The sequence below is a fragment of the Enterococcus sp. C53 genome (assembly GCF_040887425.1).
GTDB lineage: Bacteria > Bacillota > Bacilli > Lactobacillales > Enterococcaceae > Enterococcus_B > Enterococcus_B hirae.
Window position 1 is genome coordinate 113006 of the sequence record NZ_JBFOFT010000003.1, and the last position, 14634, is coordinate 127639.

At 39.5% G+C, this 14634-nt stretch carries 26 protein-coding genes; all 26 read left to right on the plus strand.

Going from position 1 to position 14634, the window contains the following annotated elements; all coding sequences use genetic code 11:
• Positions 1 to 102 precede the first annotated feature (102 nt).
• The 26 genes from AB3I42_RS05480 (at position 103) to rpmD (ending at position 14582) form a co-directional block, all read left to right on the plus strand.
• On the plus strand, positions 103 to 1572 hold the full coding sequence (locus AB3I42_RS05480; RefSeq protein WP_010736796.1) for a PRD domain-containing protein: 1470 nt from the start codon (positions 103 to 105) through the stop codon (positions 1570 to 1572).
• Position 1573: 1 nt separating this feature from the next.
• Positions 1574 to 2062, plus strand: a complete 489-nt coding sequence (locus AB3I42_RS05485) for a PTS sugar transporter subunit IIA (protein WP_010720455.1) — start codon at positions 1574 to 1576, stop codon at positions 2060 to 2062.
• A gap of 20 nt (positions 2063 to 2082) precedes the next feature.
• On the plus strand, positions 2083 to 2397 hold the full coding sequence (locus AB3I42_RS05490; RefSeq protein WP_010736797.1) for a PTS fructose transporter subunit IIB: 315 nt from the start codon (positions 2083 to 2085) through the stop codon (positions 2395 to 2397).
• Between the two features lie 15 nt (positions 2398 to 2412).
• The gene (locus AB3I42_RS05495) at positions 2413 to 3504 is read left to right on the plus strand and encodes a PTS fructose transporter subunit IIC (RefSeq protein ID WP_088762596.1); all 1092 of its coding nucleotides are present in this window, start codon (positions 2413 to 2415) and stop codon (positions 3502 to 3504) included.
• 24 nt (positions 3505 to 3528) lie between these two features.
• Positions 3529 to 4380: a class II fructose-bisphosphate aldolase gene (locus tag AB3I42_RS05500; protein WP_010720452.1), complete on the plus strand. Its 852-nt coding sequence runs from the start codon at positions 3529 to 3531 to the stop codon at positions 4378 to 4380.
• 18 nt (positions 4381 to 4398) lie between these two features.
• On the plus strand, positions 4399 to 5298 hold the full coding sequence (locus tag AB3I42_RS05505; RefSeq protein ID WP_010736799.1) for a ketose-bisphosphate aldolase: 900 nt from the start codon (positions 4399 to 4401) through the stop codon (positions 5296 to 5298).
• Positions 5299 to 5757: 459 nt separating this feature from the next.
• Entirely contained in the window at positions 5758 to 6066 is a 309-nt protein-coding gene (rpsJ, locus tag AB3I42_RS05510) for a 30S ribosomal protein S10 (protein ID WP_010720450.1), read from the plus strand.
• Positions 6067 to 6096: 30 nt separating this feature from the next.
• The gene (gene rplC / locus AB3I42_RS05515; protein WP_002290445.1) at positions 6097 to 6726 is read left to right on the plus strand and encodes a 50S ribosomal protein L3; all 630 of its coding nucleotides are present in this window, start codon (positions 6097 to 6099) and stop codon (positions 6724 to 6726) included.
• A 27-nt stretch (positions 6727 to 6753) separates the two neighbouring features.
• Entirely contained in the window at positions 6754 to 7377 is a 624-nt protein-coding gene (rplD, locus tag AB3I42_RS05520; protein WP_010720449.1) for a 50S ribosomal protein L4, read from the plus strand.
• A complete protein-coding gene (gene rplW / locus AB3I42_RS05525; protein ID WP_002290449.1) occupies positions 7377 to 7667 on the plus strand; it encodes a 50S ribosomal protein L23 in 291 nt (96 codons plus the stop codon). Before rplD ends, rplW begins: the two co-directional genes overlap by 1 nt.
• 39 nt (positions 7668 to 7706) lie before the next feature.
• Positions 7707 to 8540: a 50S ribosomal protein L2 gene (gene rplB, locus AB3I42_RS05530; RefSeq protein ID WP_010720448.1), complete on the plus strand. Its 834-nt coding sequence runs from the start codon at positions 7707 to 7709 to the stop codon at positions 8538 to 8540.
• A 42-nt stretch (positions 8541 to 8582) separates the two neighbouring features.
• On the plus strand, positions 8583 to 8861 hold the full coding sequence (rpsS, locus tag AB3I42_RS05535; protein ID WP_010720447.1) for a 30S ribosomal protein S19: 279 nt from the start codon (positions 8583 to 8585) through the stop codon (positions 8859 to 8861).
• Between the two features lie 21 nt (positions 8862 to 8882).
• A complete protein-coding gene (rplV, locus tag AB3I42_RS05540) occupies positions 8883 to 9230 on the plus strand; it encodes a 50S ribosomal protein L22 (RefSeq protein WP_002288657.1) in 348 nt (115 codons plus the stop codon).
• Between the two features lie 13 nt (positions 9231 to 9243).
• On the plus strand, positions 9244 to 9900 hold the full coding sequence (gene rpsC / locus AB3I42_RS05545) for a 30S ribosomal protein S3 (protein ID WP_010720446.1): 657 nt from the start codon (positions 9244 to 9246) through the stop codon (positions 9898 to 9900).
• 2 nt (positions 9901 to 9902) lie between these two features.
• Positions 9903 to 10337: a 50S ribosomal protein L16 gene (rplP, locus tag AB3I42_RS05550; RefSeq protein WP_010720445.1), complete on the plus strand. Its 435-nt coding sequence runs from the start codon at positions 9903 to 9905 to the stop codon at positions 10335 to 10337.
• The gene (gene rpmC / locus AB3I42_RS05555) at positions 10327 to 10515 is read left to right on the plus strand and encodes a 50S ribosomal protein L29 (RefSeq protein WP_002288664.1); all 189 of its coding nucleotides are present in this window, start codon (positions 10327 to 10329) and stop codon (positions 10513 to 10515) included. Before rplP ends, rpmC begins: the two co-directional genes overlap by 11 nt.
• A 24-nt stretch (positions 10516 to 10539) precedes the next feature.
• Positions 10540 to 10806, plus strand: a complete 267-nt coding sequence (rpsQ, locus tag AB3I42_RS05560) for a 30S ribosomal protein S17 (RefSeq protein ID WP_010720444.1) — start codon at positions 10540 to 10542, stop codon at positions 10804 to 10806.
• Between the two features lie 57 nt (positions 10807 to 10863).
• Positions 10864 to 11232 (plus strand): 50S ribosomal protein L14, encoded by a 369-nt coding sequence (gene rplN, locus AB3I42_RS05565; protein ID WP_002288669.1) that lies wholly within the window; start codon positions 10864 to 10866, stop codon positions 11230 to 11232.
• Positions 11233 to 11268: 36 nt separating this feature from the next.
• Entirely contained in the window at positions 11269 to 11580 is a 312-nt protein-coding gene (rplX, locus tag AB3I42_RS05570; protein ID WP_368022371.1) for a 50S ribosomal protein L24, read from the plus strand.
• Between the two features lie 25 nt (positions 11581 to 11605).
• Positions 11606 to 12145 (plus strand): 50S ribosomal protein L5, encoded by a 540-nt coding sequence (rplE, locus tag AB3I42_RS05575; RefSeq protein WP_002288671.1) that lies wholly within the window; start codon positions 11606 to 11608, stop codon positions 12143 to 12145.
• Between the two features lie 18 nt (positions 12146 to 12163).
• Complete coding sequence (locus AB3I42_RS05580) at positions 12164 to 12349, plus strand: type Z 30S ribosomal protein S14 (protein ID WP_002356214.1); 186 nt, start codon at positions 12164 to 12166, stop codon at positions 12347 to 12349.
• Between the two features lie 36 nt (positions 12350 to 12385).
• Positions 12386 to 12784, plus strand: coding sequence for a 30S ribosomal protein S8 (gene rpsH, locus AB3I42_RS05585; RefSeq protein ID WP_002288675.1), 399 nt, complete (start codon positions 12386 to 12388; stop codon positions 12782 to 12784).
• A gap of 31 nt (positions 12785 to 12815) precedes the next feature.
• Positions 12816 to 13352, plus strand: a complete 537-nt coding sequence (gene rplF / locus AB3I42_RS05590; protein ID WP_010720442.1) for a 50S ribosomal protein L6 — start codon at positions 12816 to 12818, stop codon at positions 13350 to 13352.
• Between the two features lie 158 nt (positions 13353 to 13510).
• On the plus strand, positions 13511 to 13867 hold the full coding sequence (rplR, locus tag AB3I42_RS05595) for a 50S ribosomal protein L18 (protein WP_005880747.1): 357 nt from the start codon (positions 13511 to 13513) through the stop codon (positions 13865 to 13867).
• Positions 13868 to 13887: 20 nt separating this feature from the next.
• Positions 13888 to 14388, plus strand: coding sequence for a 30S ribosomal protein S5 (gene rpsE / locus AB3I42_RS05600; RefSeq protein WP_002288681.1), 501 nt, complete (start codon positions 13888 to 13890; stop codon positions 14386 to 14388).
• 14 nt (positions 14389 to 14402) lie between these two features.
• The gene (gene rpmD / locus AB3I42_RS05605) at positions 14403 to 14582 is read left to right on the plus strand and encodes a 50S ribosomal protein L30 (protein WP_010720441.1); all 180 of its coding nucleotides are present in this window, start codon (positions 14403 to 14405) and stop codon (positions 14580 to 14582) included.
• Positions 14583 to 14634: the final 52 nt, after the last annotated feature.

Sequence of the window (14634 nt, forward strand, 5' to 3'; positions counted from 1 at the left end):
CCATTTTTTGTAAACGCTTTTAAAAATGTCCAGAGTAATGGACAGAACAAAAAATGAGTTGTCAGAAAATTCCGTTATAGTATAAACAAGGAGGTTGAACAAATGCAGCTAAGCAAAAGAGAGAAAGAAATGGTCGAATACTTTGTTAAACATGGCTTATCCCTTACAGCTCAGGAGTTAGCTGAATTTGCCCATGTTTCTACGAAAACGGTCTACCGCACGATTAAAAAGATAAATGATGTGTCTGAAACCGGGGAAATCATTTTGGCAGAGGCAGGCAAAGGATTTCGGTTAGACTACGATAAATATTTAAATGTGAGTGCAACGCATAATGAAAGTCGAACGAGTCAAGGACCTTTGGAAAGAAGAAATGCGATTTTGCTTAATTTGTTGTTTAAGGCACCCAAGAAGTTATTAATCAATGAATTGTTCCATCCGTATTATGTCAGTGATCCGGTAATTAGTAATGATTTGGCTAAGATCAGTTTATTTTTAATGAAAAACCACCTCCAACTTAAACGACAAGGTACCCGAATTGGTATCGAAGGAACAGAAAAACATATTCGTAAAGTAGTGAATATGCTATTAAGTATCCATTTATTGGAAGATAAAAAAGTGGTTCCTAGTCACCCAATGATCAGCTCATTTGATATCAATTTTATTACTTCGATCGTTGAGTTTATCGAACAAAAACTAGTCAGCCGAATTGCCTATCCATATGCAATGAATATTTTTTCTCATATTTATATCTTAGTCAAACGCTTCCGTGAAGGGGTCGTGTATTTAGAAGAAGATACGTGGGATTTAGATGAAGAAGATCAGGCGCTGATCCATTATAACCAGGAACTGTACCAACTATCAAAGCAAGTCATGCTCAAATTAGGTCAATATTTAAATACGACTCTCCCTGAAAGTGAAACTTTTTATCTTTTTCAATACTTGATTTCCTCCAGGATCGAAAATGGTTCGATTAAACATCAAAATATCTCAAATGAAGCTGAAGAAATCACCCGTTTTTTTTCTGCTACGATGAGCCGGCTCATGGGAGTGGCGATTGATCAAGAACGAAACCGACATGATTTGTATAGTCACATTCAGCCGCTATTGTATCGATTAAAACATGAGATCACAATCAAAAATGATTTATTGCACGATATTGAATTAGAGTACCAGGAAACGTTTCAATTAGTAGAATTTGTCAGTAAAATGGTCCAAAAAAAATTTCATACAAACCATATATCCAAAGATGAAATTGGATTTTTAACATTATACTTTGTGAGATACAAAGAGTTAGCCCCAATAAAAAAACGTGTATTGATCATGTGTAGTAGTGGTGTTGGAACTTCAGAACTATTGAAAGTCAAAGTAAAAAAAGCCTTTCCTGAATTAGAGATTATTGCTGTTTTATCTTCTCGGCAGTACCAGAAAAACCAAGCGGAATTTAGTAAGATCGATTTGATTTTAACAACGGTTTGTTTGAATGAGCCACCGAAGATTCCCACGATATTAGTAAACTCAGTATTTACCAAGCAAGACGAAAAACGTGTGAAGCAAATGTTAGGAGAGATGTGAAATGGTTACAAAACAGGTAATGTCAGAATTTAGTATCGCAAATGTGATTACAGAAAAACTGATACGTTTAGAAATGAAAGCGAAAACAAAAAAAGAAGCGATTCTCGAATTAAGTGAATTACTAAAAGAAAACGGCATTATCAAAGATGTTGATGATTTTTCATCAGATGTCTTTCAACGGGAGAAAGAAGGAATCACAGGGATTGGAAACGGTGTGGCGATTCCCCACGGAAAATCAGCGAGTGTCATTCAGACTTCTTTGGTTGTGGGTAAAGTCGAGACCCCGATCCCTTGGGAATCATTAGATGAGCAGCCTGTAAAGGTCATTATCTTATTTGCAGTAAAAGATACAGATGCCAATACCGTTCATATCAAATTATTACAAAAAGTAGCAATGTTATTAGCAGAAGATACCATTATCGAAAAAATGAATCAGGCAACTAGTAAAACAGAATTAATGGAACTATTAGCAAAAGAACCAACTGTCTAAAAGAAAAGGAGGAAGGAAAAATGAAGATCGTCGGAGTAGCAGCCTGTACTTCAGGAATTGCACATACGTATATTGCCAAACAAAAATTAGAAAAAGCAGCAAAAGCATTAGGACATGAAGTGCACATCGAAACACAAGGAACAATTGGTACAGAAGACGAGTTATCGAAGGAGGAGATCAAGCAGGCAGATGTCGTCATTATTGCAGCAGATATCAAAATTGGTGGCAAGGAGCGGTTCGAAGGAAAAAAAGTGATTGAGATTCCTACGAACATGGTCATTAAAGCACCGAAAGGGTTGATTACTAAAATTGAAGAAGAACTCAGTAAAACATAAAAGGAGAGGAATTGGATGCTTCGTCAACTACAATTAAAAAAGCATGCACTGACAGCTATTTCATACATGTTACCAGTTGTTGTGACCGCTGGACTCTTGATCGCTATTGGGAATTTAACAGGTGGGCAAGTCATCAATGATTATCAAGCGTCTTATTCTGTACCCGATGCCTTAGTTTCTCTAGGGGTTTTGGGCATGGGATTATTGGCTCCAGTGATTTCTGCAGCGATTGCCTATTCCATTGCCGATCGCCCAGGGATTGGTCCAGGTTTGTTTATGGGGTTAATTGCCAATGCCATTGGCGCAGGTTTTTTAGGTGGTATGTTAGGCGGTTACTTGGTGGGGTTCTTTGTCCTGTTATTGGTGAAATATCTCAAAGTTCCTAAGTGGGCACAAGGATTGATGCCGATGATGATCATCCCACTGTTAGCGACCCTTAGTATCGGTTTATTGATGTTTTTCGTGGTAGGTGTGCCGATTGTTTGGGCAACAGAAGCGATGACCGATTTTTTACAAGGACTACAAGGTTCTGGAAAATTCCTCTTTGGGTCAATTGTCGGTGGGATGGCTGCCTTTGATTTTGGTGGACCAGTCAATAAGGTAGCCTCATTGTTTGCTGATGGGATGCTTTTGGAAGGTGTGCAAGAACCAGAAGCTGTGAAAGTGTTAGCGTCAATGGTTCCGCCTTTCGGTGTCACCATTTCATGGGTTTTATCTAAGTTATTTCGGCAAACAAAATATTCAAAAGAAGAAGAAAACAACATTAAGATTGCTTTTCCGATGGGACTTTGCATGATTACGGAAGGCGTTATCCCCTTAGCGGCAGTTGATCCGCTTCGTGTGATCATTTCGTGTACAGCTGGTGCAGCGATTGGCGGAGGTTTGAGTATGTCGTGGGGAATTGGGTCACCAGTTCCTTCTGGTGGGGTCTTTATTATCCCAGCAATGACGGATCCGTTGAAGTTTACCTTTGCCTTATTGATTGGTTCTGCAGTTACCGGCATTCTATTGTTTGTTTTGAAAAAGGCGCCAGCTGAACACCCTGTCGTAGAGGAAGAAGAGGAAGAAGAGGAAGAAGTAGATTTTTCTTCTATTAAATTATCTTAAAAACTGTAGAGAGAAGGATTTGATATGTATGTGTCAATGAAAGAGATGCTCAAAAAAGCAAATCAAGAAAACTATGCTGTCATGGCGATCAATTGCTTTAATCTAGAAACAGCTAAAGCAACGATCCAAGCTGCTGAGGAATTACATGCGCCGATCATCATAGATTTATTGCAAGATCACTTAAAGCAACACATCAATTATCATTATTTAACGAAGCCCATCATCCGTATGGCACAGGATGCCAAAGTCGAAGTAGCGATTAATCTAGATCATGGTCAAGACATCGCATTTGTCAAGCAGTGCTTACAAGAAGGATTTTCCAGCGTCATGATGGATGCTTCGATGTATCCCTTGGATCAGAATATCGAAATAACGAGAGCGATGGTTCAATTTGCCCAAACGTATGATGCGAGCGTAGAAGCAGAAGTAGGAAATATGGGGGCAGTCACAGGCGACCATTTTACAGATGATGCCATGTGTACGGACCCAGCAGAAGCAATCCGATTGATCAATGAAACGGGTGTGGACTGCTTAGCGATTTCCTATGGCTCCAGTCACGGAGATTATCCTAAAGGGTACAAACCACGTTTTCGTTTCGATATTGTCCAAGAAATAAAAGAGAAGACTCAACTTCCGTTAGTTTTACATGGGGGGTCAGGAGCGGGAAAAGACAACATTCGCCAATCCATTGAGTTAGGAATCAATAAGATTAATGTTGGTTCTGATTTTATGAAGGCGCAACAACAAAGATGCCAACAGCTTCTACAACAGGAGCCAACGATCGAATACCCCACTCTCATCCAACAAACAGTCATAGCAGGAAAAGAGTTAGTTCAGCAATACATTCAACTATCAGGTTCAACCAATAAATCATAGAAATGGAGAAAATAGACGATGTTAATCAATATGAATCAAATGTTAGAAATTGCCAAGGAAAATCATTTTGCAGTAGGGGCGTTTAACGTTGCTGACAGCAACTTTTTACGAGTAGTCATTGAGGCGGCAGAAGAAAATGATGCACCCGCAATCATTGCAGTCCATCCGACAGAATTAGACTTTACCAAAGATGAGTTTTTCCAATATGCAGTGAGCCGAGCGAAAAACAGCACTGTGCCTTTCGTTATCCATATGGATCATGGCGATAGCTTAGCAAGTATCATGCGAGGGATTCATTGTGGGTTTAGTTCAGTTATGATCGACGGCTCCTTGTTGCCATTTGAAGAAAATATTGCACTAACAAAAGAAGTGGTAGATGTTTGCCATAAGATCGGGGTCTCAGTTGAAGGCGAACTAGGAACGATTGGTAACACGGGTACTTCAGTAGAAGGCGGTGTATCGGAAGTCATTTATACGAAGCCGGAAGATGCACAGGAATTTGTGGAACGTACAGGAATCGATTCGTTAGCGGTGGCAATCGGAACCGCTCATGGTATCTATCCAAAAGATGTCAAGCCAGCATTGAAAATGGATGTTTTAACAAGTATTAAAGAAAAAGTAGCCATTCCGCTAGTTTTACATGGAGGATCTGCTAACCCAGACGAAGAAATTGCAAAAGCAGTGCAAATCGGTATTCAGAAAGTCAATATTTCATCCGACTATAAATATGCTTTTTATAAAAAGTGTCGTGAGATCTTAGCTACAACAGAGCTATGGGACCCAAATGCCATTTATCCTGAATGTATCGCAGCAGCAAAAGAAGTGGTGAAGCAAAAGATGGAACTCTTCCATTCAATCAACCAAGCAAAAGTCTATCGTCAAGCGAATATTCAACCTTGGCGACAAGAACAGAACTAAAAAAAATAATCCAAACTTTGTTTTTCAAGAAAAGTGTATGGCTTAGATCGTCTATCACTTCCGATAGTTAATAGAATAAAAAACCGTAGAAACCAACATGATTGGGGGTTCTGCGGTTTTTTTGAATAACTGAAGATAGGCGAACTACTATAGGAAGGAAGTTTAGTAGAAATAAAATGTGACATTTAAGGATAAGAGGCATCTAAAGTTATCTAAATGAAAAATTATGAAAACAAATTGTTTTTTACAGGAAAAAAGCCTTGCTTTGTGGATTTAGATATATTATAATTACAAAGGTGCGTTTACCTAAACGTAAATGTCACAGACGTGATCTATAGGATTTCGTCGGCTAAGAAACGAGAGGTTGCGACACGCCCGGACGCTTTGCCACGAACGAGCGTGACGGAAATTTTCGTGGAGCTATGTCTACTTTTCAAAATAGGCGAAGGAGGGAACAAGATGGCAAAACAAAAAATTCGTATCCGTTTAAAAGCGTATGAACACCGTATTTTAGATCAAGCGGCGGATAAAATCGTGGAAACTGCAAAAAGAACTGGAGCTAGCGTGTCTGGTCCAATTCCATTACCAACTGAACGCAGTCTTTACACAGTTATTCGTGCGACTCACAAATACAAAGATTCACGCGAACAATTCGAAATGCGTACACACAAACGTCTTATCGACATTGTGAACCCAACACCAAAAACTGTTGATGCTTTGATGAAGCTAGACTTACCATCTGGTGTTAACATCGAAATCAAACTATAATATTAAAATAAAATTAATGGAGGTGTACTCATGACCAAAGGAATCTTAGGGAAAAAAGTGGGAATGACACAAATCTTCACTGAATCTGGCGAATTAATTCCAGTAACTGTTGTAGAAGCTACTCCAAACGTAGTGCTACAAGTGAAAACAATGGAAACTGATGGCTACGAAGCTATTCAAGTTGGTTACCAAGATATGCGTGAAGTTTTATCAAACAAACCTGCGAAAGGTCATGTTGCAAAAGCAAACACGGCTCCTAAGCGCTTCATTCGTGAATTCAAAAATGTTGAGCTAGGAGAATATGAAGTAGGAAAAGAAATTACAGTAGATGTTTTCCAAGCAGGAGACATTATTGATGTAACAGGTACTACGAAAGGTAAAGGATTCCAAGGGGTTATCAAACGTCACGGCCAAAGCCGCGGACCAATGGCTCACGGTTCTCGCTACCATCGTCGTCCTGGGTCAATGGGTCCAGTTGCACCTAACCGTGTATTCAAAAACAAACGTCTTGCTGGCCGTATGGGTGGCAACCGCGTAACAATCCAAAACTTGGAAGTTGTTCGCGTTGATGCAGAAAGAAACGTTATCTTAATTAAAGGAAATGTTCCTGGAGCTAAAAAATCATTAATCACTATCAAATCAGCTGTGAAAGCTAAATAATAGTAGGATGAAAGGAGGAACTAAGGAATGCCGAATGTAGCATTATTCAAACAAGATGGAAGCCAAAACGGTGAAATCACACTTAACGAAGAAATCTTCGGAATTGAACCAAATGAAAGTGTTGTTTACGATGCAATCGTTATGCAACGTGCGTCATTAAGACAAGGAACACATGCGGTTAAAAACCGTAGTGCTGTTCGAGGCGGTGGACGTAAACCATGGCGTCAAAAAGGAACTGGTCGTGCTCGTCAAGGATCAATCCGCTCACCACAATGGCGTGGAGGTGGCGTAGTCTTTGGACCAACACCACGTTCTTACAGCTACAAACTTCCTAAAAAAGTTCGTCGTTTAGCAATGAAATCTGTATTGTCAGAAAAAGTTGCTGAAAACAACTTGGTAGCAATTGAAGGATTAAGCTTCGATGCACCAAAAACAAAAGAATTTAAACAAGTTCTTGCTAACTTATCTATTGACTCTAAAGTATTGGTTGTTCTAGAGAATGGTAACGACTTTGCTGCTTTATCAGCACGTAACTTACCAAACGTAACTGTAGTAACTTCTGATAACGTAAGTGTTCTAGATGTTGTTTCAAATACAAAAGTGTTAGCAACACAAACTGCTCTTACTCAAATTGAGGAGGTGCTTGCATAATGAACTTACTAGACGTAATCAAACGCCCAGTGATCACTGAAAAATCAATGCTTGCCATGGATGACAAGAAATATACTTTTGAAGTGGACACTCGTGCAAACAAAACTTTAGTAAAACAAGCGGTTGAAGCTGCTTTTGACGTAAAAGTTAAAAACGTGAACATCGTGAACGTACGTGCGAAATTCAAACGTATGGGCAAATATGCAGGATATACAAAAAAACGTCGCAAAGCGATCGTTACATTGACTGAAGATTCAAAAGAAATCCAATTATTCGAAGCTGCTGAATAAGCACTTACTAGATAACTCATTAAATTAGGAGGGAAAAACGTGGCGATTAAAAAGTACAAACCTACCTCAAATGGTCGTCGTAACATGACAGGTTCTGATTTTGCTGAAATCACAACATCAACACCTGAAAAATCATTGTTACAACCATTGAAAAACCATGCTGGACGTAACAATAACGGCCGCATCACTGTACGTCACCAAGGCGGCGGACACAAACGCCAATATCGCGTGATCGACTTCAAACGTAATAAAGATAACGTTGTTGCAACTGTTCAAACGATCGAATACGATCCAAACCGTTCAGCTAACATCGCGTTAGTACACTATGAAGATGGAGTGAAAGCTTACATCTTAGCACCAAAAGGACTACAAGTTGGAATGAAACTTGTTTCAGGTCCAGATGCAGATATCAAAGTCGGAAATGCTCTTCCTTTAGAAAACATTCCAGTTGGTACTGTTATCCACAATATTGAAATGAAACCTGGTAAAGGTGGACAATTAATCCGTTCTGCTGGTACAAGTGCTCAAGTACTTGGTAAAGAAGGCAAATACGTATTGATCCGCTTAAACTCTGGTGAAGTTCGTATGATCTTAGCTGCTTGCCGTGCAACAATCGGTTCAGTAGGTAACGAACAACACGAATTGATCAACATCGGTAAAGCTGGACGCTCTCGTTGGATGCGTAAACGCCCAACTGTACGTGGTAGCGTAATGAACCCTAACGATCACCCACACGGTGGTGGTGAAGGTAAAGCTCCTATCGGACGTAAAGCACCAGTTTCTCCTTGGGGACAACCAGCACTTGGTTACAAAACTCGTGATAAAAAAGCTAAATCAGACAAACTTATTGTTCGTCGTCGTAAAAATAAATAATTTCTTTGACCATGTGTCGCACATTTTGAGAGGAGGTTCACCATGGGTCGTAGTTTAAAGAAAGGACCTTTCGTTGATGAGCATTTAATGAACAAAGTTGAAGCTCAAGCAGGGGTTGAAAAGAAAAAAGTTATCAAAACTTGGTCTCGTCGTTCGACCATTTTCCCAAGTTTTGTTGGATATACCATCGCAGTATACGATGGACGTAAACACGTACCAGTTTACATCCAAGAAGATATGGTAGGACACAAACTAGGTGAATTCGCACCAACAAGAACTTATCGTGGCCATGCTGCAGACGATAAGAAAACGAAACGCTAATTGAGGGGAGGATAAAACCAAATGGCAGAACAAATCACATCAGCTAAAGCAACTGCAAAAACAGTTCGCACTTCACCTCGAAAAGCCCGTTTAGTAATTGACCTTATCAGAGGTAAAAGTGTTGCGGATGCAATTTCAATCTTGAAATTCACACCAAACAAATCTGCTGGAATCATTGAAAAAGTATTGATGTCAGCAGTTGCGAATGCAGAAAACAATTTTGACTTAGATGTTGAAAACTTGGTAGTATCTGAAGCATTTGTTAACGAAGGACCAACAATGAAACGTTTCCGTCCACGTGCAAAAGGATCAGCTTCTCCAATCAACAAACGTACAAGTCATATCACGGTAGTCGTATCAGAAAAATAAGGAGGGATAATCAGTGGGTCAAAAAGTACATCCAATTGGAATGCGTGTAGGCATCATCCGCGACTGGGATGCTAAATGGTATGCTGAAAAAGAGTATGCAGAGTTCTTACACGAAGATTTAAGAATCCGTAAATTTATTTCAACTAAACTTGCTGATGCTGCTGTATCAACAATTGAAATCGAACGTGCTACAGGCCGTGTTAACATTTCAATTCACACAGCAAAACCAGGTATGGTTATTGGTAAAGGCGGATCTGAAGTCGAAAACCTAAGAAAAGAATTAAATAAATTAACTGGTAAAAGAATCCATATCAACATCGTGGAAATCAAAAAACCAGATCTAGATGCAAAATTAGTAGGTGAAGGAATCGCACGTCAATTAGAAAATCGTGTTGCTTTCCGTCGCGCTCAAAAACAAGCCATCCAACGTTCAATGCGTGCTGGCGCTAAAGGGATCAAAACTCAAGTATCTGGACGTCTAAACGGTGCGGACATCGCTCGTTCAGAAGGATACTCAGAAGGAACTGTTCCTCTTCACACATTACGTGCGGATATTGATTACGCATGGGAAGAAGCAGATACAACATACGGAAAACTAGGAGTTAAAGTGTGGATCTATCGTGGAGAAATTCTTCCAACTAAAAAAAACACTGAGAAAGGAGGGAAATAATCATGTTAGTACCTAAACGTGTAAAACACCGTCGTGAATTCCGCGGAAAAATGCGCGGGGAAGCCAAAGGTGGTAAAGAAGTAGCATTCGGTGAATACGGTTTGCAAGCTGTTGATTCACATTGGATCACTAACCGCCAAATCGAAGCTGCTCGTATCGCAATGACTCGTTACATGAAACGTGGTGGGAAAGTATGGATTAAAATTTTCCCTCACAAATCTTATACTGCCAAAGCAATTGGGGTACGTATGGGTTCTGGTAAAGGGGCACCTGAAGGATGGGTTGCACCAGTAAAACGTGGTAAAATCATGTTTGAAATTGCAGGCGTGTCTGAAGAAGTGGCTCGTGAAGCGTTACGTCTAGCTTCTCACAAATTACCAATGAAAACTAAGATCGTAAAACGTGAGGAAATGGGTGGTGAATCGAATGAAGGTTAAAGAAATCAGAGAATTAACCACTGCCGAAATGCTTGATCAAGAAAAACAATTAAAAGAAGAATTGTTTAATCTTAGATTCCAATTAGCAACAGGTCAATTAGAAAACACTGCACGTATTAAAGAAGTACGTAAATCGATTGCACGCATCAAAACTGTATTGCGTGAACAAGCTAAGTAATTATGGAAGGAGGCCATTAAGCGTATGACTGAAGAAAGAAATCAACGCAAAGTTTATCAAGGTCGCGTGGTATCTGACAAAATGGATAAAACCATTACAGTTTCTGTTGAAACAAAGAAAAACCACCCTATCTATGGCAAACGCATGAACTATTCTAAGAAATACAAAGTGCATGATGAAAACAACACAGCTAAAGTTGGCGACATCGTGAAAATTATGGAAACTCGTCCATTATCAGCTACAAAACGTTTCCGTTTGTTGGAAGTAGTCGAAGAAGCAGTTATTATCTAATAACACGAGATTTTCCTATATAGATTGAATGCAAAATCTGAAAGGAGGATACACAACGTGATCCAAGCAGAAAGTCGTTTAAAAGTCGCTGATAATTCAGGCGCACGTGAAATTTTGACGATCAAAGTCCTTGGTGGTTCTGGTCGTAAAACTGCTAACATCGGTGATGTGATCGTTGCTACGGTTAAACAAGCAACGCCAGGTGGGGTTGTCAAAAAAGGTGACGTCGTAAAAGCCGTTATCGTTCGAACAAAATCAGGAGCTCGTCGTACAGACGGTTCATATATTAAATTTGATGAAAATGCTGCAGTGATTATTCGTGATGATAAAAGCCCTCGTGGAACGCGTATCTTTGGGCCGGTTGCACGTGAACTACGTGAAAACAACTTCATGAAGATCGTTTCACTAGCACCAGAAGTTTTATAATCTTGAGACACTTATCAAAGGAGGTGCGAAACAGTTATGTTTGTTAAAAAAGGCGATAAAGTTAAAGTTATCACTGGAAAAGGCAAAAATAAAGAAGGCGTTGTATTAGCAGCGTTTCCGAAAAAAGATAAAGTCATTGTCGAAGGTGTGAATGTTGTTAAAAAACACCAAAAACCTTCTCAAGCTGCTCCTCAAGGTGGAATTGTTGAGATGGAAGCACCAATTCATGTTTCTAACGTGATGGTGATCGACTCTACTGGCGTAGCTGGCCGAGTTGGCTACAAAGAAGTAGATGGCAAAAAAGTCCGCGTTTCTAAAAAAACCGGTGAAGTTTTAGATAATAAATAAGTTTAAGGAAGGAGGGGCTTACTGAATGAACCGCCTAAAAGAAAAATATCTTAAAGAAGTAACTCCATCATTGATGGAAAAATTTAACTATAGCTCTGTTATGCAAACACCTAAAGTTGAAAAAATCGTCATCAACATGGGTGTTGGTGATGCGGTATCAAACGCTAAAAACTTAGATAAAGCAGTTGAAGAATTAACTTTGATCACTGGACAAAAACCAATGATTACTAAAGCTAAAAAATCAATCGCTGGATTCCGTTTACGTGAAGGAATGCCAATTGGGGCAAAAGTTACCTTGCGCGGAGAAAGAATGTACGAATTTCTAGACAAATTGGTTTCAGTTTCTCTACCACGTGTACGTGACTTCCATGGTGTAAGTAAAAAAGCCTTTGACGGTCGTGGAAACTATACTTTAGGTATTAAAGAACAATTGATCTTCCCAGAAGTAGATTACGATTTAGTAGATAAAGTACGTGGTATGGACATCGTTATTGTAACGACAGCTAACTCAGATGAAGAATCTCGTGAGTTGTTGACACAATTAGGCATGCCATTCCAAAAATAATTAAAGGAGGCGAACTACGTGGCTAAAAAATCAATGATTGCTAAAAACAAACGCCCTGCAAAACATTCAACACAAGCTTACACTCGTTGCGAACGTTGCGGACGTCCACATTCAGTTTATCGTAAGTTCCATCTTTGCCGTATTTGCTTCCGCGAACTTGCCTATAAAGGTCAAATTCCCGGCGTGAAGAAAGCTAGCTGGTAAAAAAGTAAATTCGCATAAGAAGGAGGTAAAAGATCAATGGTCATGACAGATCCAATTGCAGATTTTCTAACTCGTATCCGTAACGCAAACATGGTTAAACATGAGTCTTTAGAAGTTCCTGCATCAAAAATTAAACGTGACATCGCTGAAATCTTAAAACGTGAAGGTTTCGTTCGTGATGTTGAATATATCGAAGATGACAAACAAGGCGTGATCCGTGTTTTCCTAAAATTTGGTAAAAACGGCGAACGTGTTATCACTAACTTAAAACGTATCTCTAAACCAGGTTTGCGTGCTTATGTCAAAGCTGACGAAGTACCAAAAGTATTGAACGGTTTAGGTATCGCAATCATTTCGACTTCTGAAGGTGTTGTTACTGATAAAGAAGCTCGTGAAAAAAATATCGGCGGCGAAGTTATCGCTTACGTATGGTAATCAACTAGAATTTACAAGGAGGTGTCTTTAAGTGAGCCGTATTGGAAATAAAGTTGTTGTGATCCCTGAAGGAGTAACAGTTACTCAAGATGGAAACAACATTACAGTTAAAGGACCTAAAGGTGAATTAACACGTACTTTCTCTTCTGATATCAAAATGAATATCGAAGGAAACGAAGTGACTTTCACTCGTCCAAATGACAGTAAAGAAATGAAAACAATCCATGGAACAACTCGTGCTAACTTCAACAACATGGTTGTAGGTGTTAGTGAAGGATTCCAAAAAGCATTAGAATTGATCGGGGTTGGGTACCGTGCGCAATTACAAGGATCAAAACTTGTCTTGAACGTAGGTTACTCACATCCAGTAGAAATCACACCACCAGCTGGCGTAACTGTTGAAGTACCAGCTAACACACAAGTAATTGTTAAAGGTGCGAACAAAGAAGAAGTTGGCGAATTAGCTGCGAACATTCGCGGAACTCGTCCTCCAGAACCTTATAAAGGTAAAGGTATTCGTTATGTTGGCGAATATGTACGCCGTAAAGAAGGTAAAACTGGTAAATAGTTTAGAAAAATTGCATAGAAGCCAGCAGCAGGAAAAAAGGATTTTGCAGAAGTTTACCTTCATTCAAAAGAGATTTAACTTGTGCCGCAGCTTCTATTTTTCGAGACTTTGGTGTTTCTGCCTAAGTGCAGTACAATAAAATTAAAGAGGTGACAATTGTGATTACAAAACCAGATAAGAACAAAACACGTCAGAAAAGACATCGTCGTGTACGTAACAATATCTCTGGTACTGCTGAGCGCCCACGCTTGAACGTTTTTCGTTCTAACAAAAACATCTACGCTCAAATTATTGATGACGTAGCGGGTGTAACGCTAGCAAGTGCCTCTACCTTGGATAAAGAAATTTCAGGTGGAACAAAAACAGAAGCAGCACAAGCTGTCGGTAAATTAGTTGCTGAACGTGCAACTGAAAAAGGCATTAAAGTAGTAGTCTTTGACCGTGGTGGATACCTTTACCATGGCCGTGTGCAAGCTTTAGCTGAAGCTGCTCGCGAAAATGGACTAGAATTTTAGGAAAAGGAGGAATACCATTCATGGTTTATATCGATCCAAAACATTTGGAATTAGAAGACCGCGTTGTTGCAATTAACCGTGTAACAAAAGTTGTTAAAGGTGGACGTCGTCTACGTTTTGCTGCTTTAGTTGTTGTCGGTGACAAAAACGGACATGTAGGATTTGGTACTGGTAAAGCACAAGAAGTACCTGAAGCAATCCGTAAAGCAATTGAAGATGCGAAGAAAAACTTAGTTGAAGTACCTATGGTTGGTTCAACAATCCCACACGAAGTCATCGGTGCTTTTAGTGGTGGTAGAATCCTAATGAAACCTGCTGTTGAAGGTTCTGGGGTTGCTGCTGGTGGACCAGTTCGTGCCGTATTGGAATTAGCAGGGGTAGCAGATATCACTTCTAAATCTTTAGGTTCAAATACACCAATCAACGTTGTTCGTGCAACTGTTGAAGGTTTGAAACAATTGAAACGTGCAGAAGAAGTTGCAGAACTTCGCGGCAAATCAGTTGAAGAATTAATCGGATAAGGAGGACAAAAATAATGGCTGAATTAAAAGTTACTTTAAAACGCAGTATTATCGGACGTCCTCAAAACCAACGTGATACAGTAAAAGCGTTAGGTCTTACAAAGATTAACAGCTCAGTGGTTAAACCTGCTAATGAAGCAATCAAAGGCATGATCAACACTGTTTCTCACTTGGTGGACGTTGAAGAAATCTAATTAAACAAACCTAGTATATAGTAAGAAATATGAACTAGAATATTAAGGAGGT